The sequence below is a fragment of the Limnochorda sp. L945t genome (genome assembly GCF_035593305.1).
Taxonomy (GTDB): Bacteria; Bacillota; Limnochordia; order Limnochordales; family Geochordaceae; genus Carboxydichorda; species Carboxydichorda subterranea.
Genome location: NZ_CP141615.1, coordinates 2,915,595 through 2,938,500, shown reverse-complemented (window position 1 = coordinate 2,938,500; position 22,906 = coordinate 2,915,595). Strand labels below are relative to the sequence as shown.

General features: G+C 70.3%; 24 protein-coding genes. 20 read left to right on the top strand and 4 right to left on the bottom strand.

All coding sequences use genetic code 11. The annotated features are described in order from the left end of the window. Positions 1-114: 114 nt before the first annotated feature. The 6 genes from gcvT (at position 115) to pheA (ending at position 6,359) form a co-directional block, all read left to right on the top strand. Complete coding sequence (gene gcvT, locus U7230_RS13575; protein ID WP_324716371.1) at positions 115-1,269, top strand: glycine cleavage system aminomethyltransferase GcvT; 1,155 nt, start codon at positions 115-117, stop codon at positions 1,267-1,269. A gap of 39 nt (positions 1,270-1,308) precedes the next feature. Continuing rightward, entirely contained in the window at positions 1,309-1,689 is a 381-nt protein-coding gene (gene gcvH, locus U7230_RS13570) for a glycine cleavage system protein GcvH (protein ID WP_324716370.1), read from the top strand. 13 nt (positions 1,690-1,702) lie between these two features. After that, the gene (gcvPA, locus tag U7230_RS13565) at positions 1,703-3,049 is read left to right on the top strand and encodes an aminomethyl-transferring glycine dehydrogenase subunit GcvPA (RefSeq protein WP_324716369.1); all 1,347 of its coding nucleotides are present in this window, start codon (positions 1,703-1,705) and stop codon (positions 3,047-3,049) included. Positions 3,050-3,122: 73 nt separating this feature from the next. Then, complete coding sequence (gene gcvPB / locus U7230_RS13560; RefSeq protein WP_404980684.1) at positions 3,123-4,607, top strand: aminomethyl-transferring glycine dehydrogenase subunit GcvPB; 1,485 nt, start codon at positions 3,123-3,125, stop codon at positions 4,605-4,607. Between the two features lie 25 nt (positions 4,608-4,632). Next, on the top strand, positions 4,633-5,496 hold the full coding sequence (locus U7230_RS13555; protein WP_324716367.1) for a lipoate--protein ligase family protein: 864 nt from the start codon (positions 4,633-4,635) through the stop codon (positions 5,494-5,496). Then, complete coding sequence (gene pheA / locus U7230_RS13550; RefSeq protein WP_324716366.1) at positions 5,493-6,359, top strand: prephenate dehydratase; 867 nt, start codon at positions 5,493-5,495, stop codon at positions 6,357-6,359. The genes U7230_RS13555 and pheA overlap by 4 nt, the downstream gene beginning before the upstream one ends. Before the next feature lie 11 nt (positions 6,360-6,370). On the opposite strand, the gene U7230_RS13545 is transcribed toward pheA, so the two are convergent. Further along, a complete protein-coding gene (locus tag U7230_RS13545; RefSeq protein WP_324716365.1) occupies positions 6,371-6,685 on the bottom strand; it encodes a DUF6504 family protein in 315 nt (104 codons plus the stop codon). Between the two features lie 122 nt (positions 6,686-6,807). Between U7230_RS13545 and U7230_RS13540 the strand changes: the two genes are divergently transcribed. Both U7230_RS13540 and U7230_RS13535 read left to right on the top strand, forming a co-directional pair. Next, on the top strand, positions 6,808-9,294 hold the full coding sequence (locus U7230_RS13540; protein WP_324716364.1) for an amylo-alpha-1,6-glucosidase: 2,487 nt from the start codon (positions 6,808-6,810) through the stop codon (positions 9,292-9,294). Continuing rightward, the gene (locus tag U7230_RS13535; protein WP_324716363.1) at positions 9,291-10,154 is read left to right on the top strand and encodes a DNA-3-methyladenine glycosylase family protein; all 864 of its coding nucleotides are present in this window, start codon (positions 9,291-9,293) and stop codon (positions 10,152-10,154) included. The genes U7230_RS13540 and U7230_RS13535 overlap by 4 nt, the downstream gene beginning before the upstream one ends. Positions 10,155-10,206: 52 nt before the next feature. Here U7230_RS13535 and U7230_RS13530 read toward each other — a convergent pair whose 3' ends face one another. Continuing rightward, positions 10,207-11,238, bottom strand: a complete 1,032-nt coding sequence (locus U7230_RS13530) for a foldase protein PrsA (protein WP_324716362.1) — start codon at positions 11,236-11,238, stop codon at positions 10,207-10,209. 183 nt (positions 11,239-11,421) lie between these two features. On the opposite strand from U7230_RS13530, the gene U7230_RS13525 reads away from it, so the two are divergent. After that, complete coding sequence (locus U7230_RS13525) at positions 11,422-11,646, top strand: DUF951 domain-containing protein (RefSeq protein WP_404980524.1); 225 nt, start codon at positions 11,422-11,424, stop codon at positions 11,644-11,646. Here U7230_RS13525 and U7230_RS13520 read toward each other — a convergent pair. Then, the gene (locus U7230_RS13520) at positions 11,585-12,142 is read right to left on the bottom strand and encodes a QueT transporter family protein (RefSeq protein WP_324716360.1); all 558 of its coding nucleotides are present in this window, start codon (positions 12,140-12,142) and stop codon (positions 11,585-11,587) included. The genes U7230_RS13525 and U7230_RS13520 overlap by 62 nt on opposite strands. Before the next feature lie 242 nt (positions 12,143-12,384). On the opposite strand from U7230_RS13520, the gene U7230_RS13515 reads away from it, so the two are divergent. From U7230_RS13515 to aroE, 11 genes are all read left to right on the top strand, one after another. Beyond that, entirely contained in the window at positions 12,385-13,431 is a 1,047-nt protein-coding gene (locus U7230_RS13515) for a thiamine pyrophosphate-dependent dehydrogenase E1 component subunit alpha (RefSeq protein ID WP_324716359.1), read from the top strand. Then, positions 13,413-14,396, top strand: coding sequence for an alpha-ketoacid dehydrogenase subunit beta (locus U7230_RS13510; RefSeq protein ID WP_324716358.1), 984 nt, complete (start codon positions 13,413-13,415; stop codon positions 14,394-14,396). The genes U7230_RS13515 and U7230_RS13510 overlap by 19 nt, the downstream gene beginning before the upstream one ends. 32 nt (positions 14,397-14,428) lie before the next feature. Then, entirely contained in the window at positions 14,429-15,664 is a 1,236-nt protein-coding gene (locus U7230_RS13505) for a dihydrolipoamide acetyltransferase family protein (protein ID WP_324718249.1), read from the top strand. An 87-nt stretch (positions 15,665-15,751) separates the two neighbouring features. Then, on the top strand, positions 15,752-16,072 hold the full coding sequence (rpsF, locus tag U7230_RS13500) for a 30S ribosomal protein S6 (RefSeq protein WP_404980683.1): 321 nt from the start codon (positions 15,752-15,754) through the stop codon (positions 16,070-16,072). 9 nt (positions 16,073-16,081) lie between these two features. Next, a complete protein-coding gene (locus tag U7230_RS13495) occupies positions 16,082-16,501 on the top strand; it encodes a single-stranded DNA-binding protein (RefSeq protein WP_324716356.1) in 420 nt (139 codons plus the stop codon). Positions 16,502-16,553: 52 nt separating this feature from the next. Continuing rightward, positions 16,554-16,781: a 30S ribosomal protein S18 gene (rpsR, locus tag U7230_RS13490; RefSeq protein WP_324716355.1), complete on the top strand. Its 228-nt coding sequence runs from the start codon at positions 16,554-16,556 to the stop codon at positions 16,779-16,781. 48 nt (positions 16,782-16,829) lie between these two features. Then, positions 16,830-17,228, top strand: coding sequence for a MazG-like family protein (locus U7230_RS13485; RefSeq protein WP_324716354.1), 399 nt, complete (start codon positions 16,830-16,832; stop codon positions 17,226-17,228). Between the two features lie 68 nt (positions 17,229-17,296). Next, positions 17,297-18,226 carry a YybS family protein gene (locus U7230_RS13480; RefSeq protein WP_324716353.1) on the top strand — a complete coding sequence of 310 codons (930 nt, stop codon included), beginning with the start codon at positions 17,297-17,299 and terminating at the stop codon, positions 18,224-18,226. Positions 18,227-18,305: 79 nt separating this feature from the next. Beyond that, positions 18,306-18,788, top strand: a complete 483-nt coding sequence (gene rplI, locus U7230_RS13475) for a 50S ribosomal protein L9 (RefSeq protein WP_324716352.1) — start codon at positions 18,306-18,308, stop codon at positions 18,786-18,788. Next, entirely contained in the window at positions 18,788-20,686 is a 1,899-nt protein-coding gene (gene lonC, locus U7230_RS13470; RefSeq protein ID WP_324716351.1) for a Lon family ATP-dependent protease, read from the top strand. Before rplI ends, lonC begins: the two co-directional genes overlap by 1 nt. Next, complete coding sequence (gene aroE / locus U7230_RS13465; protein ID WP_324716350.1) at positions 20,659-21,576, top strand: shikimate dehydrogenase; 918 nt, start codon at positions 20,659-20,661, stop codon at positions 21,574-21,576. Before lonC ends, aroE begins: the two co-directional genes overlap by 28 nt. Here aroE and U7230_RS13460 read toward each other — a convergent pair. Further along, a complete protein-coding gene (locus U7230_RS13460; RefSeq protein WP_324716349.1) occupies positions 21,550-22,803 on the bottom strand; it encodes an APC family permease in 1,254 nt (417 codons plus the stop codon). The two genes, aroE and U7230_RS13460, sit on opposite strands and share 27 nt — an antisense overlap. Positions 22,804-22,906 lie beyond the last annotated feature (103 nt).

The window sequence follows — 22,906 nt, the reverse complement described above, 5'->3', positions numbered from 1 at the left end:
TTCGTCAGCCTCCCGGGCGGCATACTATGCACCGCGGCCCGCGGCGGTGCGGCGAGGCGGGCTGGCAGGAATCGCACGGCGCCGCCGCTAAGTTCCAGGGGGAGGCGAGGTCCCATGCCAGAGGCGTCGCCCGCCGGCCGGCAGCTCACCCGGACCCCCTTGAGCGGGCTCCACGAGCGGCTTGGCGCGCGCATGATCGAGTTCGCCGGATGGTGGATGCCCGTCCAGTACAGCGGGATCGTGGAGGAGCACCGGGCCGTCCGGGAGCGCGCGGGGATCTTCGACCTTTCACACATGGGAGAGCTGGTGGTGGAGGGGCCGGGCGCCGCCGCCGCTCTCGACGCCCTGGTGACCTGCAACCTGGCGACGCTCGAGGTGGGGCAAGCCCGCTACGGCGTGATGTGCCTGCCCGGCGGCGGGATCATCGACGACCTCGTCGTGTACCGTGAGGCGCCTGAGCGCTTCATGCTGGTAGTCAACGCGGCCTGCCACGCCAAAGACCTTGCCTGGATCGAGCAGCATCTCGCCGGCACTTCCGTGACGGTCCGGGATCAGACGCAGGAGCTGGCTCTGATTGCCGTCCAGGGGCCGCAGGCGCAGGCCCTCCTCTCTCCCCTGGTAGAAGGCGCCGATCTGGACGCGCTGGGCTTTTACCGGTTCACCGGGGCCACCGTGGCCGGGATCCCCGCGACCGTTTCCCGCACCGGCTACACCGGAGAGGACGGCTTCGAGCTCTTCGTCGAGGCCGGCAAGGCCGTCGCCCTGTGGGAGGCGATCATGCAGGAGGCCGGACCCGCCGGCGCGGTGCCCGTGGGCCTCGGTGCCCGGGACACGTTGCGCCTGGAGGCGCGGTACCCGCTGTACGGCCAGGATATCGACGAGACCACCACGCCCCTCGAGGCGGGGCTGGGCTGGGTGGTGGACTTTCCGAAGGGCAACTTCGTAGGGCGGCACGCGCTCTTGCAGCAAAAAGAGCGCGGGGTGTTGCGCCGCCTGGTGGGTTTCGTCCTGGAGGACAGGGGCGTGCCGCGGCACGGGTACGCGCTGGTGGAGCCGCAAGGCGGCGCTCCCATCGGCCAGGTTACCAGCGGGACTCTTTCCCCGGTGCTTCAGCAGGGCATCGGGCTCGGATACGTGCCGGTGGACCGGGCCGCTCCGGGGACGGCCCTGGCGGTCGCGATCCGCGACCGGCTCCACCGGGCGCGGATCGTCAAAGGGAGCTTCGTGCCCGTCCGGACCCGGGGTCGCAGTCAGAAGAGCGCGCCGTGAGCGCCCCGGGGTCGAACCGATCGAAAGGGGCTAGCTGCAGTGTATCCGGAGCACCTCCAGTACACCAAGGAGCACGAGTGGGTGGCCGTGGACGGCCGCAAGGCGAAAGTCGGCGTCACGTTCTACGCCCAAAAGGAGCTCGGAGACGTGGTCTTCGTGGAGCTCCCCAAGAAGGGGGCGGCCGTGGAGCAGGGGAAGCGCATGGCCGTCATCGAGTCCGTCAAGGCAGTCTCGGACGTCTACGCCCCGGTCTCCGGCACGGTGACAGAGGTCAACGAGGCGCTGGCGGACGAGCCGGAGCGGGTCAACAAGGATCCGTACGGCGATGGGTGGATCTGCGTGATCGAGGTCGTCCGGCCGGAAGAGTTGCACCAGCTGCTGTCCGCGGCCGATTACAAGGCCCTGATCGGCGCCCGGTGAAGGGGGTGGGCCCGTGGACTTCGTCCCGTTGACGGACGCAGAGCGGGAGCAGATGCTGGCCCGCATCGGGGTCAAGAGCGTCGAGGAGCTCTTCTCGGACATCCCCCCCAAAGCCCGCCTCGACCGCCCTCTCGACCTCCCGAACGGGATGAGCGAGGCCGAGCTCGCCGCGCACATGCGGTCCCTGGCGGCCAAGAACGCCCACCTCGACCAGTATCCCTCGTTCCTGGGGGGAGGGGCCTACGATCATCTGGTCCCGGCCGTGGTCCGGCACATCCTGGCCCGGTCCGAGTTTTACACCGCGTACACCCCATACCAGGCCGAGGTGAGCCAGGGGGTGCTGCAGACCATTTTCGAGTACCAGACCCTGGTCTGCCGCCTCACGGGCCTGGACGTCGCCAACGCCTCCATGTACGACGGGGCGTCGGCTGCGGCCGAGGCCGCGCTCATGGCGGTCGCCCATACGGGCCGGCGCCGGGTGCTGGTCTCGGCTGCCGTGCACCCCGAGTATCGACAGGTGATGGCCACCTACCTGGGCAACCAGGACGTGCTGCTCGACACGATCCCCTGGCGCATGGGCGTCACCAACCTGGACGCTCTGCAGCACGCGCTGGCGCAGGACGTAGCCGCCGTCGTGCTCCAAAACCCCAACTTCTTTGGTTCGGTGGAGGAGATGGCCGCGGCGTCGGCGATGGCCCATGGGGTGGGCGCACTGTTCGTGGCGATCGTCGACCCCATCTCCCTGGGGATCCTGGCGGCGCCTGGAGAGTACGAGGCCGACGTCGCCGTCGGCGAGGGGCAGGGGCTGGGTAACGCCATCAGCTTCGGCGGGCCGTACCTGGGGTTCTTCGCAGCCCGGCGGGAGCTGGTGAGGCGGATGCCGGGGCGGATCGTGGGGTTGACGAAGGACGTCGACGGGCGCCGGGGCTTCGTGCTGACCTTGCAGACCCGGGAGCAGCACATCCGGCGAGAGCGGGCGACGTCCAACATCTGCACCAACCAGGCCCTCAACGCCCTGGCGGCTACGGTCTACCTGGCCATGCTGGGGCCGAAGGGCGTTCGCAGGGTCGCCGAACTCTCCCTGCAAAAGGCCCATTACGCGTTCGACTCCCTGGTGGCCGAGGTGCCGGGGATTCGGCCCATGTGGGACGCACCGTTCTTCAAGGAGTTCGTCGTGGAGATGGACGGCGAGGTCGGCGAGCTGCTCACCAGGCTCTGGCAGGATTACAACATCCTCGGGGGACTGCCGCTGGCCGGCCTCTACCAGGGCCTGGACCGGAGCGTCCTATGGTGCGTGACCGAGGCGCGCACCCGGGAAGAGATCGACCGTCTGGTGCTGGCGCTCAAGGCTATCGCGTGACGGCTTCGAGGATCCCAGAAGGCGGGGGAGCACCCAAGTGGAGGGCGTACGACCGACCGGGCCTGCAGGGGCCATGCCACAGGCCAGGACCCGTCTCGAAACCGAAGACCCACCTCTCCTCTTCGAGCAGGGGGCTCCGGGGCGGCAGGGCTACCAGCTGCCCGGCCTGGACGTACCGGAACGCCCCCTCACGGACCTCCTGCCTGTGTCGAGCTTGAGGCGCCGGCCCCTGGAGCTGCCGGAGCTGTCGGAGGTCGAGGTGATCCGGCACTTCACCGGGCTTTCCCGGCGCAACCACGCCGTGGACGTCGGCTTTTACCCGCTCGGTTCTTGCACCATGAAGTACAACCCCAAAGTCAACGAAGAGGTGGCGGCCCTCCCGGGCTTCAGCCGCATTCACCCGTACCAGCCGGAGGAGACGGTGCAAGGAGCGCTCGAGCTCATGTGGCGGCTCGAGCGGTACCTGTGCGAGATCGCGGGGCTGTCCCGAGCCACTCTGCAACCGGCGGCGGGCGCCCACGGAGAGCTGACCGGGCTGTTGCTCATCAAGGCGTACCACCGGGACCGGGGCCAGCATGAGCAGCGGCGGGAGATCGTCGTCCCGGATTCGGCGCACGGCACCAACCCGGCGAGCGTTACCATGAGCGGCTACCGGATGGTGCAGGTGCCCTCGGATGCGCGGGGCGGCGTCGACGTGGCAGCGCTGCGAGGGCTCGTGGGACCCCAGACGGCCGGGCTGATGTTGACCAACCCCAACACCCTCGGGCTGTTCGACGAAAACATCCTGGAGATCGCGGAGATCGTGCACCAGGCCGGGGGGCTCCTCTATTACGACGGCGCCAACGCCAACGCCATCCTGGGCATCTCCCGGCCGGGCGACATGGGCTTCGACATCGTGCACTTCAATCTCCACAAGACCTTCTCCACGCCGCACGGTGGGGGCGGGCCGGGGGCGGGGCCCATCGCGGTCCGGGAGTTCCTCGTCCCCTTCTTGCCGGTGCCGCTGGTGGGGTTCGACGGGGAACGCTACTTCCTGGATTACGACGTTCCCAAGAGCATCGGAAGGGTCCGGAGCTTCTACGGCAACTTCGGGGTGCTGGTCAAGGCGTACGCTTACATCCGGGCGCTTGGCCCCGAGGGGCTACGGCGAGTCAGCGAGGCGGCCGTCCTCAACGCCAACTATCTGATGCGGCTGCTCGCCGAGGAGTATCACCTGCCCTACGACCGCCACTGCAAGCACGAGTTCGTGGTGTCGGCTGTGCGCCAGAAGGCGAAGGGAGTCCGGGCCGGCGACATCGCCAAGCGCATCCTCGACTTCGGGATGCACGCCCCGACCGTCTACTTCCCGCTCATCGTCGAGGAGGCGCTGATGGTGGAGCCCACCGAGACGGAGACCAAGCAGACGCTCGATCGGTTCGCCGCGGTGATGCGCCAGATCGCCAGGGAGGCCGAGGAAGCGCCCGAGATCGTGACGAGCGCGCCCCACCGGACGCCCGTGCGCCGCCTCGACGAGGTGACGGCCGCCCGGGAGCCGAAGCTCTGCTTCCCGGCGAGCTGAGAGAGTCCGCACTGGGGCGAAGCCCATGGAACGCTGGCGACTGCTCGTCGACGGGCCCGGACGGGCCTCCTGGAACATGGCGGTGGACGAGGCCGTCCTCGAGAGCGTGGAGCACGAGGCGGCGCCTCCAACGGTGCGCTTCTACCGGTGGGCACCTCCGGCGGTCTCCCTGGGGTACTTCCAGGAATGGCAGCGGGCGGTCAACGAGAACGCCTGCAGGCAGGCAGGCGTCGACGTGGTGCGGCGCCCGACCGGAGGCCGGGCGGTCTTCCACCACGTCGAGGTGACGTACGCCGTCATGCTCCCGCCGGGACACCCCGTGGCCGGCCTGGCCGTGATGGACGGCTACCGGCGGATCAGCGAGGCTTTGCGGGAGGGACTGCGGCTGCTCGGCGTCGAGGCAGACCTCGCCAGGCCGGCCGCACCTGCGGGGCAGGGGCGGGAAGCGCTGGCCGGGGCCTGTTTCGACTCCGCCTCCCGCTACGAGCTAGAGTGGCGCGGGCGCAAGCTCGTGGGGAGCGCACAGGTCCGGCGGGCGAGCGGTGCCGTCCTCCAGCACGGGAGCATCCCGATCCGCCTCGACCCCGGGCTGACGGCCCACCTGCTCGCTCCCGGAGGGCGGGGCGAGCGGTTTCTCGCGCTGTTGCTCGGCCAGCGCGCGGGCGACCTGAGCCGGGCGCTCGGGCGAGAGCCGGGATGGGACGAGGTCGTGCGGGCGCTGGTCGAAGGGCTCGGCGTGGCCCTCCGGGTCGACCTGGAGCAACAAGACCTCACTCCTGGCGAACGAGCCAGGGCCGGCTCCCTCGTGGCCGAGCGCTACGGAAACCCGGAGTGGAACCGCCTGCGACCTTCCTCTCGCGTGCGGGCGGCAGCCGGAGACGTCTCGTGAGCACCGGAGGACTTGGCTACCTGGGGCCGGAGGGGAGCTTCAGCCACCAGGCAGCCCGGCGGTGGCTGGCGATATCGGGGTGCTCATTTCCCCTGGTGCCGGCCGGCGACCTCCCTGCCCTGTTCGCTTCGGCCGAGCGGGGAAAGCTGGAGCAGATCGTCTGCCCGCTGGAAAACTCCCTCGAGGGCTCGGTGGCCCTGGTGCTGGACCTGTGGCTGCACGAGAGCACGCTCCGCCAGGTCGGGGAGGTCGTGCTGCCGGTGCAGCAGTGGCTGCTCGTGCGGCCGGGCGTGCCCATGCGCTCGGTTAGCCGGGTGCTCTCTCATCCCCACGCTCTGGCCCAATGCCGCCGCACCATCGCCTCCGTGCTTCCCGGCGTCCCCCAGGTGCCGGCGTCGAGCACCGCCGAGGCGGCGCGGCTCGTCGCGCAGGCGCCCCAGGAACGGTGGGCGGCGGTCGGAAGCCTGGAGGCGGCCCGCCGGTGGGGCCTCGAACCGGTCCTGGGCCCCATGGAGGACGGCGGCGCCAACGTCACCCGGTTCGGTATCCTGGGCTGGCGGAGCCCCGCGCGGACCGGCCGGGATCGGACGACCCTGGTCGTGGGAAGCCTGGAGGACCGGCCGGGACTGTTGCGCGACATCCTGGACGTGCTGGCCCGCCGCGGCCTCAACCTGACCCGCATCGAATCGCGCCCTTCCCGAGAAGGGCTGGGGCGCTACCTCTTCCTCATGGACATGGAAGGCCACGCCACCGACCCCGGCGTGGCGGACGCCCTGGCCTCGGTCCGGCGGCTCACGGGCTACCTCCGGCTCCTGGGGAGCTACCCGTGCGACCCGGCGTGGGGAGGTCCGGCGAGCCCGTAGCGGGTGCCGCGTCAGCGGCCGCCGGCGCCGCTGGCGAGCTGGCGCAGCAGCCCCCACGTGCTCGCCTGCGGGTCGTACGCCAGGTCGAACACAGACCCGTCTTCGGTCCTCACCCTGAAGTACGTGCGAGCTCCCGTCTCGGTTGCAGCCCCAAAGGGTACCTGCCTCCCCTTCAGCGCTCCCCTGGCCCTGGAGGGGTGGTCCTGCCAGCGGCGCAGCACCGCACTCACCGTGAACGTCCGGCCCTGCCACCGGAACGAGCGCGGTGCCGGGGGCTGGCCGGCGACCTCGGGCTGCTGGGACTCCATCATCTCGATCTGCTGCATCTGCGCATCCCTTCCCGCGATCCCGCCGCCCCGTGCTCCCGGCTATTGACGAGGCACCGGGGTGCTCCTATGCTCTCCGATCGGGATTCCCGTGCACGCAAAGGAGTGGGCGGCTGCCCGCCATGGCCACGCGGCAACCAGGCATCCAGGACCGGCTCCCATTGTACTACACGTACCCTGTCGACCATCTGGGCCTCGGCGCTTCCCTGGCCAATCTGTCGCTCTTCGTTCGCACGGACCGCGAGTCCAACCTCCTCGGGCTATGGGCCAGCGAAGACCAGTGGTACGCCGGGCGCGTGCGGATCCTCGCCTCCGCCGGCGGCCGGCCGTTGCGGGCGAAGGAGACGACTCTGCTCCCCCACGCGCAGGTGACGTGGCTGGAGGGCCCGTCCGTCACCCTGCGCAAAGAGGTCTGGCTCCCGTACGGCACGGAACAGGACCGGGTCGTCATCTGGTTCCTCGACCTGGCCAACCCGGGGTCGGAGCCCGTTGACGTTCAGCTGCGCGTCGACTCGGTCTGGCCCCCCATCATCGAGGACGAAGGGCTGCGCCGGGCAGAGCCCCAGCAGCAAGAGAAGCGGGTGCACTGCCGGTTCGACGACGGGATCGTGGTCGTACAGACCATCGACCCGGCCTCCCGGCGATGGGACGAAGTACGCGTCCTGGGCATGCTCGGCCCGCATGCGGCCATACCGGCCGGCTACACCTTTGCCCAGCCCGGCACGACGCGGCTCATCTACCAGGTGCCGCTTGCGCCGGCCACCAACCGGCGCCTCACGCTCGGGCTGCTGACCACGCCGCAGGGGGAAGCCGAGGCGCGGCGGTTGTGGCACACCCTGCCGGATCCCTCCGAGCTGTACGAGCGGACGCTGGACGCCTTCGAGGAGCGGTTGAGCCGTGTGCGCGTGCTCACACCGTCGCCGGTCATCAACCGGGGCGTGGACTGGGCCAAGGTCAACATCCTGCGCACCCAAACACGCTACCCGGCCGGATGCGCCTTCACCAACGATCCTCCGCAGGACATCCTGGTGATCCGGGACGCTGCCTGGTTCGTCTTCGGCAACGACTTCTTCACCCCGGAGTTTTCCCGGGAAATGATCGACCTCATCGTACGGGAGGGCGTGGAGCCGCACGGCAAGTTCACGGAGTTCATCCGGGTGGCGGAGGACCCTCCGTCTCGAGATGACTACGGCCTCAACATCAACGACGACACCCCGCTCTTCTTGCTGGCGCTGCACCACCACGCGGCCGTCACCCGGGACGAGGCATTCGTCCACCGGATCTACCCGGTCGTGCGGCGGGCGGCGCAGTACATCCTCAGCCAGACCGTCGACGACCTGGTGGTGTGCACGGCGCGCTCCACCAACGTCCATGGCATCGCCAGCTGGCGCAACATCATCCCGTCCTACAACCTGAGCGGCGCGGTCACGGAGCTCAACGCCGAGTGCTACGCCGCGCTGCAGGTCGCGGCAGAAATGGCGGAGCGGCTGGGCCATGCGGCCGACGCCGCCCGCTGGCGGGACGGGGCGGCCAGGATCCGGGCGGCCATGAACGAACGTCTGGTCTCTCGGGCGACCGGGCTCTACCTGCTCGCGCTCACCCAACAGGGGGAGCCCCTGGAATCCCTGAGCGCCGACATGGTGTTTCCGGTTCTCTTCGGTGCAGCGTCCGGCGAGGTGCGCCGGAAAGTGGTCGAGCGGCTGCTGCAGCCGGCTTTCTGGACCTCGTACGGAGCCCGGACCGTGCCGGACGATCAGGTCGAGTACGACCCGGACGCCGGCTACCAGCTCCTCGGAGGGGTATGGCCCAACCTCACCGCCTGGATCGCCTATGCGGTCCGGCACGACGTGCCGGACCGGGTGGCCCAGGCCCTCGAGCTCGTCTACCGGATCTCGGAGGCGGACGTGCCGGCCGCGCTGGGCCACGTGGTGCCGGGCCAGTTTCCCGAGCGGCTCCACGGCGAGACCGGGGTGAGCCGGGGCATGGCCTTGAGCCCCTGGATGCCGCCCACTTACCTCTGGCTGGCCGTGTCCGGGTTGCTGGGAGTGCAGCCGTCGCTCAGCGGGCTCGCCGTGGAACCGGCCGCCTCCCCCGGGTGGAGCTGGATGGCGGCGCGGGATCTCTCCTTCGCGAGCGGCAGCGGGTCCGTCGTCTGGTGGAAGGGCACGGTCCATACCAGCCTGCCGGCGAAGAGCTCCGACAGGGTCCAGGTCTATCCCCGGGAGGCGGCCGAGGTCGTCGTCCGGCCGGAAAAGGGCACAGGCCTGCCTCCGGACCTTCCCCCGAGCGCCCGGGGCGGACGGGTCGTCCGTAGCCCCGAAGGCCGCGTGCTGTGGGTCGCGTTCGACAGCGAACAGCGCATCGTCCTCTTCGTCCTGCGAGAGGGTGTGAGCTTCCAGGCGGGGGGAGTGGAAAGCACGGGGGCGCCCGCGGGCGTCGCCGTTGGCCTCGCGGGAAGCGAGGCGCCCGACGGCGCCCCGGTCTGGGCGGGAGCACTGCTGCCCGGCGAGGGATGGCGGCTGGTGATCGACCGGACGACTCGCCGGGTGGTGGAGGAGGAGCGGGCGGCTCCGCCGGTACCGGTCGAGGTGCCCCGCTCGGCCGCGTGAGCGCGGACCTGCCCCTGGTGCGCGTCGCCGAGGTCGACGCAGGGGGTTACCCGGTGGACCTCGTGGCCACCCTGGACGGAGGCCAGACCTTCCGCTGGTGGGTCGAGTCGGCGGACGCGCTCGAGGGATTCGCGGGGCCCTGGCACGTCCGCCTCGTCCGCGACCCGGCATTACCCCCGGGCACCGTCGCCGGCGAGCCGCCGGAGGCGGCAGGGGCAGTCCGGGACCTGCTCGATCTCGAGCGGAACTACGCGGCGCTCGACGCCGACCTGGTCCGCCGCGATCCCGACCTGGCCGACGTGGTGGAAACGACGCGAGGGCTGCGTATCTCCCGAGTGTCACCCTGGGAGGCCCTGCTCTCGTTCTTGCTCTCTTCTCACACCCACATCGCCAGGATCAAGCGGATGGTCCAGGCCGTCTGCGAGCAAGGGGAGCCGGGTCCCGACGGGATGCCCCGTCCGGAGCAACTGGCGGCGCTCGGGGAGCAGCGCCTGCGGTCCCTCGGCCTCGGCTACCGGGCCGCCTACCTTGCGGCCACCGCTGCCCGGCTGGCCGAGCAACCCGCTTGGCTGGAACGGGGGCACGCCATGAAGACCCCGGAGCTGGCGGAGCACCTCATGCACTTACCCGGGGTCGGGCCCAAGGTGGCCGAGTGCGTGGCGCTCTTCGGATACGGCCGGTGGGACGCCTTTCCCGTCGACCGCTGGGTGCGCCGAGCAGTGGAGAGAAGGTTTTTCGGGGGTCGTCCGGTCGCGCCGGCCCGCCTGCGCACCTTCGCCCGCGAGCGCTGGGGCCCGCTGGCCGGGCTCGCGCAGGCGCACCTGTTTGCCGCCGCCCGCCAGAGGGCCCGCGCTCGGTGATCGACCCTGCGGCCCTGCAGCTGCACAACGCCGCCGGTCTACCGCGGGGCCGTCACGGAGAAGGAACCGGCGCCGGGGCGGTCTGCCCGGGCGCGGCTGCGGGCGGTTGCCCCGAAGGCCCTCCATTGCCGCTACCGGAGCCCTGGCCGTCCTGCGGCTTTTTCGCCAGCGACTCGTAGCGCGGCTCGTAGACCTCGATGGACGCCTTCTGCGTGAGCTCGCCCAGGATCTCCTCGGGGGTGCGGGCCTTTTGCTCGAGCAGGCGTTCCCGGATCTCATCCTTCACCTGCTCGAACTGCGCGGGCTTGGCCTCCCGCCGGTCCGTCACCTGCAGCACGTGGAACCCGTAAGGGGTCTGGGCGATGGCGTACTCGCCCTTCTTCAGCTTGAACGCGACGGTCTCGAAGGGTTCGACGGTCGCGCCCCGGCTGATGAACCCCAGGTCCCCGCCCTCGGCCGCGCTGGCCTGGTCGAGCGAGTGCTCCCTGGCCAGCTGGTCGAAGGCGGCCCCGGACTTGAGCTGCTTGAGCAGGTCATCGGCCTCCTTGCGCGTCCCCACCAGGATGTGGCGGACCCGCACCTGCTCGGGCTGGCCCAGGCTCTCCTTGTTGGCGTCGAAGTACTGGCGCACCTCCGCGTCGCTCACGCTCACACCCAACCGCCCCAGTGCGCGCACGCCGAGGTTGAGCTCCACCTCCTGGCGAAGCTCCTCCTCGGTCACGCCGTAGCGCTTGAGCGCGTCCTCATAGGCCTGTGCAGAAGGGAACTGGTCCCGGATCCGCCCCATCTCCGCGTCGATCTCGGCCTTCCCCACCTGGACGCCCCGGCGGGACATCTCCTGCAGGACCAGACGCCGCCCGATCATCTGCTGGAGGATGCTACTGCCCGCCTGGCGCTCCAGCTCGGAGGTCAACTGCTCCCTGGTGATGGGGTCGCCGTTGACCCGGGCCACGACGTCCTTGCCGGGCGCGGCCAGGGTCGCATAGGTGAAGTACCCGGCGGCGAACAGCCCCAGGGCGATGGCCAACCCGACGAGGCCTGCGAGCCACGGGACTCGCCGCTCGCGGGTATGCAACAAACTCACCGAAATCCACCCTCTTTTCGTTTCCATCCTCAGCGCCCGATTCCGGACGCAGCGAACCTTCCCCTTCCGGAAATGGAGGGAAGCCGGGCCATTTTCGAACGGGAGGTCCAGGGCCAGGCTTGCGAGCCAGCTCCATGGCCCGGCTGGCCGGGAAGCCCCGCCGGGTGTATAAAGAGAGCAGCCATGCCGATGAAGCTCTACCTCGGCGACATCGTCCAGACCCGCAAACCCCACCCGTGCGGCTCGGACCGGTGGGAAGTCATCCGGACGGGGATGGACATTCGCATCCGCTGCCTGGGGTGCGGGCACATCGTGCTGCTGCCGCGCCGGCGCTTCGAGCGCGCCGTCAAGCGCCTGTTGCACCGGGCGATCGAGGAGCCTCCTCCGGCCGGCTCGGCCGGGGGCTGAAGCGCCGGAGCACGCGCACGAGGGGTACACCCAGCGCCCCTACCACCAGCGCCTCGCTCAGGGTGATGCCGAGCGCCGTGCTCCAGTACGGCAGCCCGAAGATGGCGCTGAGATAGAGGCTGATGAGCACCCCGTTGGCCGCCACCGGCCAGACGTAAGCCCGCCACGAGCGCCGGTCCAGCCACGTTGCGCAGGCCGCCAGCAGGCTTACGAGACTTCCCCCCCACACGTCCCACGGGCCCAGACCGCCCAGCACGTTAGCCAGCCACACTCCCACGAACAGGCCGGGGATGGCCTCCGGGTACAAGATGGGGAGCACCGACAACGCCTCTGCTGCTCTGAACTGCACGAGCACCGGCCCCAACGGCACGCCGAAGCTCAACGGGCCGAGGGCTGCGGCCGCCGCGACGTAAGCCGCGGCGATGACCCCCGCTCGGGCGAGACGGCCCGCAGAGACCGGGCCTGCGCGTAGAGGTGGCCGGGAAGGTGGTGGCATGGCTGGCCTTAGCATGCCACGTCCGTCACCGTCGTGCAATGCGGCGGACGCCAGGCGGGGTCCCGGGGACTGGCAACAGAACCGAAAAAGATGCATTATCAAGAAGACAGACATGGTGGGAGAAAGTACGGGGCAACCGCTTCCAGACTGGGCAGGGGAGAATGGGTAACCGCTTTCACGACGGCCTGCGGCTCACCCGGGCTGCGGGCAGCAGGGGGTTGGAAGAAGGCATGGGCGACTCAATGGCGCCTCGATCGCCTGCGGCGACGGCGGATCCCGACCTCGCACTCTTGGAGCCCGAGAAGCTCGTGGAGGCGTACCGCCTGATGGTGCTGGCCAGGGCCCTCGACGAGCGGATGTGGATCTTGCAGCGCCAGGGCAAGGTTCCGTTCGTGATCACGGGCCAGGGCCAGGAGGCCGCTCAGGTCGGGGCAGCCCTCGCGCTTCGCGCGGGGCACGACATCGTGCTGCCCTACTACCGCGACATCGCCCTGGTACTCGCCCTGGGCATGAGCCCGCGGGAGCTGATGCTCAGCGCGTTCGCACGGGCGGCGGATCCCAACAGCGGCGGCCGGCAGATGCCCAATCACTTCAGTTCCCGAAGACTTCGGATCCTGACGGGCTCGAGCCCGGTGGGCACCCAGATCCCGCACGCGGCCGGGGCCGCCCTGGCCAGCCGGCTGCGAGGGGAGGACAGCGTCGTGCTGGTGTCGTTCGGCGAGGGGGCGTCGAGCGAGGGCGACTTCCATGAAGGGGTCAACTTCGCGGCCATCCACCGGTTGCCGGTCGTCTTCTTCTGCGAGAACAACGGGTGGGCCATATCGGTGCCGTCGCGCCGCCAGATGAACGTCGAGGGCGTCGCCCGCCGGGCGGCCGGCTACGGCATCGCCGGCGTCGCCGTGGACGGGCAGGACCTGCTGGCGGTCTACCGGGCCGTGGCCGAAGCCGCCGAGCGAGGGCGCGGCGGCGAAGGGCCCACCATCGTCGAGGCGCTCACCTACCGGTTCGTGCCCCACTCGAGCGACGACGACGACCGTATCTACCGGAGCGCCGACGAGATGGCCGAGATGCGCCGGCGCGACCCCATCCCGGCCTTTCGCGAGCGCCTCGAGGCGGCCGGACTGTGGGACGAGGCGAAAGAAGAGCGCCTGCGCCAGGAAGTGGCGGCCACCGTCGACGACGCGGCCGACCACGCGGAGCGCTCTCCCCAGCCGGATCCGGCCACCGTGATGCAGCACGTCTTCGCCTCCTCGGGAAGGGACGGTCACCCATGGCGGTCAAGCGCATGATCGACGCCATCCGCGAAGCGCTGGACGAAGAGCTGGCCCGGGACGAGAGCGTCATCGTCATGGGCGAGGACGTGGGGGTCAAGGGCGGCGTCTTCGTCGCCACCAAAGGCCTGATCGACCGGTACGGCCCCGAGCGGGTGATCGACACCCCGCTGGCGGAGTCGGGCATCGTAGGGGTAGCCATCGGTGCCGCCATGAACGGGCTGCGCCCCGTGGCGGAGATCCAGTTCGCCGATTTCATCTATCCGGCCATGGATCAGATCATCAGCGAGGCGGCCCGCATCCGGTACCGTTCCAACGGGGAGTGGCAGTGCCCGCTGGTGGTGCGGGCCCCGTACGGCGCGGGCGTACGCGGGGGGCTGTACCATTCGCAGTCGGTGGAAAGCTTCTTCGCCCACGTGCCGGGCCTCAAAGTGGTCATCCCCTCCAACCCGGCGGACGCCAAGGGGCTGTTGAAGGCGGCCATCCGGGACGACGACCCGGTCGTCTTCCTCGAACCCAAACGCGGCTATCGGGCCATCCAGGGCGAGGTGCCCGAAGGCGACTACGTGGTCCCGATCGGGCCGGCCCGCATCGCCAGGGAAGGAGAACACCTCACCGCTATCGCGTACGGCATGATGCTCCACCTGACCATGCAGGCCGCCGAACGCCTGGAGCGCGAAGGGGTGTCCGTGGAGGTCGTGGATCTGCGGACGCTCGCGCCCCTCGACCGGGCCACGATCGTGGAGTCGGTGAAGAAGACCGGACGGGCCCTGGTGGTCTACGAAGACAACCGCACTCTGGGGATGGGGGCCGAGGTCGCGGCGATCCTGGCGGAGGAGGCGCTCTTCCATCTCGACGCGCCGGTGCGGAGGGTCGCCATGCCGGACGTCCCGGCCACGCCCTACGCCGCGGTGCTGGAGGACGCCGTCTTGCCCAACGTGGATACGATCGCGCAGGCGATGCGAGAACTGGCGAGGGTTTGACGCGCTGCGAGGGGGGCATGCGGGGCTTGGCGATGGAAGTCGTGATGCCGCAGCTGGGAGAGAGTGTCACCGAGGGCCAGATCGTTCGATGGCTCAAGGCGCCGGGGGAGAAGGTGGGCCGCTTCGAGCCCCTGGTGGAAGTGCTCACGGACAAGGTGACCGTGGAGGTGCCGTCTCCCGCGGAGGGCACCCTGTTGGAGGTCAAGGCGGCCGAAGGGAGCACCGTTGCGGTCGGCACGGTCATCGCGGTGCTCGACGCCGAGCAGGGCGCCGGGGTCTCTCCCGACGGGAGCGGCAGAGGCGAGTACTCCCCGGCCGTGCGCCGGCTGGCGAAAGAATACGGCATCGATCTCGCGCAGGTGAAGGGCACCGGCGAGGCCGGCCGGGTGACGCGGGAAGACGTCCTTCGCGTGGCCCGGGAGAGGCAGGCGCAAGGCGAGGCCGGGCGCCGGGCCCCGGCGACCGTTCCCGACGCGCCGGCGGTGGTGGCGGCCGCTCCTTCGGACGTCGAGAAACCGGCGGCGGGCCGGCCGGTCCTCCCCGACACCGTGGCGCCGGCTCCTGCGCCGGCCGCAAGGAGCGGCGCTGCGGCTGCCATCCGGGAGGTCATCGCCCGGCGGATGACCGAGAGCTGGACCTCCATCCCTCACGCCTGGACCGTGGTGGAGGCCGACGTGACGTCCCTCGTGGCCCTGAGGGACCAGGTGCGCCAGGTCTTCATGGAGCGGGAAGGCTTCGAGCTCACCTTCCTCCCCTTCGCCATCAAGGCCGTGGTCGAGGCTCTGCAGGAATGGCCTGACCTCAATGCCTCCTGGCAGGACGGCAAGGTGGTCCGCCACCGCCAGATCCACGTCGGGGTCGCGGTCGGCCTGGAGGAGGCGCTCCTCGTACCGGTGCTTCGTGAGGCGGACCGGCTCAGCCTCACGGGCATCGCCCGTGCCCTGCACGACCTGGTACGGCGCGCCCGGGAAGGGCGGCTTTCAGCCGACGAGACGTCCGGGGGCACGTTCACGGTCAACAACACGGGCGCGCTGGGGTCGATCCTGTCGGCGCCCATCATCAACCCGCCGCAGGCCGCGATCCTGACCACGGAGGCCGTCACCAAGCGGCTGGTGGTGCTCAAGGACGATCAGATCGCCATCCGGTCGGTGATGAACCTCTGCCTCTCCTTCGATCACCGGGTGGCCGACGGAGTGCACGCGCTCCGCTTCCTCAACGCCGTCAAGCGGCGGCTGGAGGCGTTGGGCCCCGGGACACCGCTGGCGTGATATAATGGCCGCGCTACCCCCCTGCCCCCGGGCCTGTGAAGGTTCCCGGGGTGCCGGTCGTCCACAGGGAGGAGGTGGGTGCCAGTGGTGCGCCCGTACGAGGCTGTGGTGGTGCTGAGCCCCCAGCTCGACAGCGACGAGGCCATCGAGGCCGCGGTCGGCCGCCTGCAGAAGATCATCACCGATGGCGGCGGCTCGGTCGTCAACGTCGAGCGGTGGGGGAGGCGTCGCCTGGCCTATCCCATCAAGCGCCAGAACGAGGGCTATTACGTCCTGCTCCATTTCGACGCCGAGCCCTCCGTTTCGCGGGAGCTTGAGCGGGTCCTGCGCATCACCGACGCAGTCTTGCGGCACCTGGTCGTCAGGCGCCAGACGCAGACCCAGACTGCACCAGTCGGTGAGGGGTGAGGGCTTCCCATGGTCAACCGCATCGTGCTCGTGGGACGGGCCGTCAAGGACGCGGAGTTGCGATACACCGGAGCAGGAGCGGCGGTGACCCGCTTCCGCATCGCGGTGGATCGCCCGTTCACCAACCAGCAGGGCCAGCGGGAGACGGATTTCATCGACGTCGTCTGCTGGCGCAAGCTGGCCGAGACGGTTGGCGCTTACGTGCGCAAGGGCCGCCTGGTGGGGGTCGACGGCCGGCTCCAGATCCGCAGCTACGACGACCAAAACGGTATACGCCGGATCGCCGCGGAAGTGGTGGCCGACCGGGTGGCCTTCCTGGAGCCCCGTCCCAAGGGCACGGACGAGGGCGGGCCCACCCCGGAGGCCGGCGACGAGTTCGCCGGCGAGGGAGCCGAGGACCTGCCGGCTGCCGACGAGACTCCCTTTTGAGCTCTCCGCAGGGGGGGCCCGGATCGGCACATGAAAGGCTCGGGATGTACGCGTGCCCAAAGAGCGTTCCAAGCGCCGCCGCAAGGTGTGCGCCTTCTGCGTGGACAAGATCCAGTGGGTCGATTACAAGGACGTCAACCGGCTGCGCAAGTACATGACGGAGCGGGCCAAGATCCTCCCCCGGAGGATCTCGGGCAACTGCGCCCGCCACCAGCGCCAGCTGACGGTGGCCATGAAGCGGGCCCGGCACCTGGCCTTGCTCCCGTTCGTGGCCGACTGAGGCGGCTCGCCGCCGAGCGGCGGGTCGAGGTGCGAGAGGGGCGGGCGCATGCCCGCCCCCATGGGTCCGGCAACGGCCGGGCTCCACGGCACGGGGGTGGCCGGATCGAGCATGCAAGAGAGCGCGGCAGCCGGCAAGCCGCCGGAGACCGACCTGGCCCGTAACCTGCGTGCCATCGAGCACGTCAAGGCTGAACTGGCCGCGGCGCTGGCCGGCGTCTACCGGGCGGTACTGAGGGCGAGCGATGAGGGCATCGCCGACGCGCTGGCGACCCTGGTGGTCACGGCTTATCTGCTGGGCCGCCGGCTCGGCATCAGCCCTACCCGCCTCGACATGAAAGCGGAGAGCCGGCTGCGCGCCATGACCGAGCAGGGGCACGAGCTCGAGCAGTGGTACGGAGACTTCAGCGCACTATATCGCCATTTCCAGGGTGGAGGTCGGCCATAGGCGTTCGGACCCCGGTTCCTCGCGAAGGCGAGGCGCGCCATCGCGTCCGGCGGCTCACCGAAGGTGGCGTGCTGGCGGCCGTCACCGTGGTACTGGCGTGGCTATCGCTGTACGTGCCCTTCCTGGCGATGGTCTTGCCGGCGCCCATCACCTTGCTCATCTTCCGGTACGGGCCCGGCACCGGCGTCATGGCGTGGGTCGTCACCGCCCTGTTGAGCGGCGTGCTGGGCGGGGGTATCGGCTCCGTCCTGATGCTGGTGCCGGCAGGCCTCTTGTCGCTCGGCCTCGGCGTCTCCTTGCATCGCAAGTGGTCGCCTCGTACCACGCTCTGGGTGGCGACGGGCGCCGGGATCGTGGCCACGCTGGCCAGCCTGGGTATCTCCCTGTGGATCAGCGGGGTCAACCCCATCGAGACGTTCCTCGAGATCTACGAGGAGAGCTTCACCAAGGCGGCCGGCTGGTACCGCGGGATGGGCATCCCCGAGGAGCAGGTGAAGCTCCTGGAGGAAGCCCAGAAGGGGATCCTCACCCTGGTACGCCTGCTTTTTCCGGCAGGGATCCTGTGGGCGTCGCTCGTAAGCGCGTTCGTCAACCACTGGGCGGTGCGCCAGGTACTCGGCCGGATGGGCGAGAAGCTCGAGTGGTTCGCGCCGTTCGCCCGGTGGCGCTCCTCCATGGCAGGGCCCATCGCCCTGGGGGCTGGCAGCCTCTTGCCGCTGGTGGGCTTGCGCCAGGGCGCGTGGGAGATGGTGAGCGCAAACTTGCTCGTAGTCGGCGGCCTCATCTGCCTCGTGCAGGGGCTCTCCTTGCTCTGGTTCTGGCTCGAACGCCTGCAGGTGAGCAAGGGCGTGCGGCTGCTGTTGGTCTTCTTGCTGATGTTCTGGACGCCGGCCCTTGCGGTGGGCGGCGCCGGCGGGTTCGCCGCCGTCTCCCTGGGCCAGATCGGCCTCGGCGTGGTGGGCTTTTTCGATCCGTGGTTCAACTTCCGCCGACTGTAGCCTCACAGCGGCTGCCGGCAACGAGCCTGGGCGCCGGGGGGAACCTGGCGAGGCAGCCGGAGAAGGGTGTGGTTCGCACGTGAAGGTCATCCTTACGCAGGACGTCAAAGGAGTCGGCCGGGCGGGCGAAGTGGTGACCGTGGCCGACGGGTACGGGCGCAACTACCTCCTGCCGCGCAAGCTCGCCATCCAGGCGACCGGCGGCAGCGTGAAGGCCGTGGAGCACCAGCAGGCGCTGGTGAGGCGGCGCATCGAGCGGGAGCAGCAGGAAGCCTCGGCGCTTGCCCAGCGGCTGGAAGGGCAGAGCGTGACGATCCGGGCCCGGGCGGGCGAAGGCGGCCGGCTGTTCGGTTCCGTGACGGCGGGCGACGTGGCGGAGGCGCTGCGGGCCCAGTTCGGGGCAGAGGTGGACCGGCGGCGCATCGAACTCGAGGCGCCCGTCAAGCAGCTGGGCAGCTTTCCCGTGACGCTGCGGCTCGCTGCCGGGATCACGGCCAGCGTGAACCTGGTGGTCGAGGCCGAGCAGGCGGAGGGCGCCCCGGCGCAGGGAAGCGAGGGCTGATGGCCCGGACGGGGGCAGCACCGGAGCTGGCACGGGAGGTGCGGGCTCTGTGGGATCTCGCCCGCCGGCTGTACGGCGCGGAGCGCCTGGTCCTCCACGCGGCCAAGGTGGGTGCCCTCGATCTGATGCGCTCGCCGGACCCTCGCAAGCAGCTCACGGCCCTCGTGCGGATCCTCCACGAAGAGCCGACCTCGGTGGTCTCCGGCGAGGAAGAAGCCCGGGCCCTCGTCGAGCAGATCGAGGAACGGATGGCCGAGCAGCTGGCGAAAAAACGCGTCCAGGAAAGGCTCGAGCGGCGTATCACCGAACGGATCCAGCGCCAGCACGCCAAGTATCTCCAGGAACTGCGCAACCAGGTGCTCAAAGAGGAGGCAGGCCCCGACAACGCGGCCACGCTGCGCAAGTACGCCGAGCTCGAACGCCTCGAGCACCGGCGGGTGGGGTTGGGGCCGCTCGGACAGGCCTTGCGGCCGAGCCGGCTGGAAGAGGTCGTGGGCCAACAGCGCGCCGTCCGGGCCCTGATGGCGAAGCTCGCGACGCCCATGCCCCAGCACGTTCTGCTGTATGGCCCTCCGGGGGTGGGCAAGACCACCGTTGCCCGGTTGGTGCTGGAGGCCGCCAAGGCGATGCCCCACACGCCGTTCGCAAAGGACGCCCCGTTCGTCGAGGTGGACGGCGCCACCCTGCGGTGGGATCCGAGAGAGGCGACCAACCCCCTGCTCGGAAGCGTCCACGATCCCATCTACCAGGGTGCCCGGCGGGAGCTGGCCGAGTTGGGGATCCCGGAGCCCAAGATCGGGCTGGTCACCGAGGCACACGGCGGCGTCCTGTTCATCGACGAAGTGGGCGAGCTCGACCCGCTGCTGCAGAGCAAGCTGTTGAAGGTACTCGAGGATCGCCGGGTCCGCTTTGACTCGGCCTACTACGACCCCGCCGACCCTCGGGTGCCCAAGTACATTCGCAAGCTCTTCGAGGAGGGCGCGCCCGCGGCGTTCGTCCTCGTGGGGGCCACGACGCGTAGCCCCGAGGAGATCAATCCGGCGCTGCGGAGCCGGTGTGCCGAAGTCTTCTTCCAGCCCCTGTCCCCGTCCGATATCCGCACCATCGTCGAGCAGGCGGCGGCCCGGGCCGGGATTCCCATCGAGCCCGGCGTGGGCGCGCTCATCGCCCAGCATGCACCCGACGGCCGCAGAGCCGTGTCCATCCTTGCGGACGCCTACGGTTATGCGGCACAAGAACGCGAGGCCGATGGCGCCGAGCTCGCGGTCCGCCGGGAACACGTCGAGGAGGCGCTTCGCTCGGCTCGCTTGATGTCGGGGGCCCGGGTCCGGGCGTCGAGCGAGCCCAGGGTGGGACGGGTCCTGGGCCTGGGTGCAGCCGGTTACCGGGGGGTGGTGCTCGAGGTGGAGGCGGTGGCCTTCGAGGCGAGGGGCAGGGGCGAGGGCACCATCCGGTTCAACGAGGCGGCCGGATCGATGGCCCGCGACTCGGTCTTCGTCGCGGCTTCCCTGGCGCGAAGCCTGCTCGGGGTGGAAATGGCGGAGTACGACGTGCACGTCAACGTCGTGGGGGGCGGGAGGATCGACGGCCCCTCGGCAGGCCTGGCCCTGGCTTGCGCGGTCATCAGCGCCTTGCTCCAAAAGCCGGTGCGGCAGGACGTGGCGATGACCGGGGAGCTGTCGCTGTGGGGCGAGGTCAAGCCGGTGGGGGCCATCGTGGAGAAGGTCTGGGCGGCGCGGGAGAGCGGGATGCAGCGGGTCATCCTGCCGGCTGCCAACCTTCCGGACGTGCCCCCGGAGCTGGCGACGGATCTGGCGGTGGGGGTGCGGCGTATCGAGGAGGCCCTCGACCTGGCCTTCGGGGATCCGGCATGGCGCACGGTCTCCCGCGCATCGTAGGCCTGCTCGGCTACCCGGTGCGCCATTCGGCGTCTCCTGCCATGCACCGGGCTGCCTTCCGGGCCCTCCGGATGGCCGCGTGGGCGTATCTTCTCTTCGAGGTGCCCCCCGAGCGGCTCGAGCTCGCGGTGGCGGGCCTGAGGGGCCTGGGCTTCGCAGGTGCCAACGTGACCATTCCCCACAAGCGAGCCGTGCTGCGGTGGATGGACGACCTGTCGGAGGAGGCCCGCGCGACCGGAGCCGTCAACACCATCGTGGCAGACCCGGCGCAGGGGCGCTTGTCGGGTCACAACACCGACGTGGCCGGGGTCATCCTGGCCCTGCGGGCGTGGGGCGTGGAGGCGGGTGAGCGACGGGTGCTGGTACTCGGCGCCGGCGGAGCGGCCAGGGCGGCCGTCTACGCCTGCCTGCGGGCAGGAAGCCCCTGGGTCGGTGTCTGTGCCCGTCGCCCGGAACGGGCCGCCGCCCTGGTGGAGGAGCTGGGAGCGACCGAGGCTTTCCCGTTGGACGGCTCGCTGGCCGGAACGCTCGCCAGGCGGGGGGTGGACCTGGTGATCCAGGCCACGCCGGCGGGCATGGAGAATGCGGGCGAGGAGGGCGATGCGGCAGGGGAAAGGCTCGCGGGCCTCGTCGCCCCGGAGCGCCTGCCGCGCAGTGCCGCCATCCTGGAGATGGTCTATCGCCCGCCGGTCACGCCGCTCGTGCGCGCGGCCCGGAGCGCCGGCCTGGCCGTGGTGCCGGGCGCGGCGATGCTGCTCTACCAGGGAGCGCAGGCTTTCGCCCTCTGGACAGGTCAGGACGCCCCGGTGGACGCGATGGCTCGGGCCCTCGCCCGGGAGCTGCGGGTACCCGCGCAAGAGGTGTTACCGCCGCATCCGCCACACCCATAACAGGGCCGGAGCGCTCAGCCATGCCGCGGTCTGCACCTCGGGCCACCGTAACTGCCTCACCACGAAGGCCATCACCGCGATGCCTGCCACGGCGACGGCGGAGGAGGCCGGCGCCATTCGGGTTACCTGCCGGGCGCGGCGGGACGTCGACAGCTGCAGCAGCGTGATGGGGACCAGCGTGAAAGGCAGGAGATGGAGGACGCCGACGCCGCGCGCCAGCCACTCCAGGTCGCCGGCGGCGGTGCCGGCCACGGCGACCGCCGTGGCCGCCAGTTCGGCCGCCGGGAGGCGGGCACGGGACCCGGAGGGGGGCCAGGAGCCCTCCCCGGTCATGACCCTCGCCAGCTCCAGGGAGGCGAGGACGACCCCGTTGGCCGAGGAGAGAGCGGCCACCATGCCCCCGATGGCGACCACGGCCGCCCCCGGCCGGCCCATGAGTCGCCGAGCCACCTCTGCCAGCGGGGTCGGCGACTGAGCCAGGTCGACGTGGTGGATGACCCCCAGGCTCACGACCATGATGCCGCTGTACAGCGCGGTCACCGTCGCCACCGACGCCACCATCGCCAGCGGCACGGTGCGCCTCGGGTTACGGAAGGCGTTGCCCGCCTGGGCGATCATCTCGAAGCCGAGGTAAGAGGTGAAGACCAGGGGAACGATCTCCACCGCCGGCCGCCACCCGTACGGAGCGACCGGCACCCAGAACGCGGGCTCCACACGCGGAATACCCAGGACCACGAGGCCCCCGAGGACCAAAAGGAGAAACCCTACCGAAAGGTTTTGCAGGACGGAGGCGGCTCGTGGCACCATCACGTTGACGACGGAAACCAGCGCCACCGTAGCCGCCGCGACCCCCTTCGCCGGGGAGCCCGGCCAGAAATAGGTGAGATACCGCGCGAAGCCGACGGCATAAAAGGAGGCGGACAGCGCCATCCCGAGCCACAGCTGCCAGCCCGCCACGATGCCCACGAGCGGCCCCAGGCCGTCGCGGATGTAGACGTACGGCCCTCCGGAGACAGGGCGGCCGGAAGCCAGAAGGCCGAAGTTGAGTGCCAGCACGAGGCAGGCCAATCCTGCCAGGAGGTAGCTGGCGACCGCGGCCGGACCGGCGTAGCGCGCCGCGTCGGCTGAAAGGGCGAAAATGCCCGTTCCGACCATGGTGCCCACGCCCAGCGTCCAGGCGCTGACGAGGCCCATCGGGCGGCGGCGGGAAGCGTCCGAGTGTTGCACGGCGCAGAAGACTTACGCCCGTGGCAGGGGCAGCATGTCCGGGGGAAACGCATAAGAGGGGTAACGCACAACCGGCGCGAGGAACACGGAGGGACGACGTTGA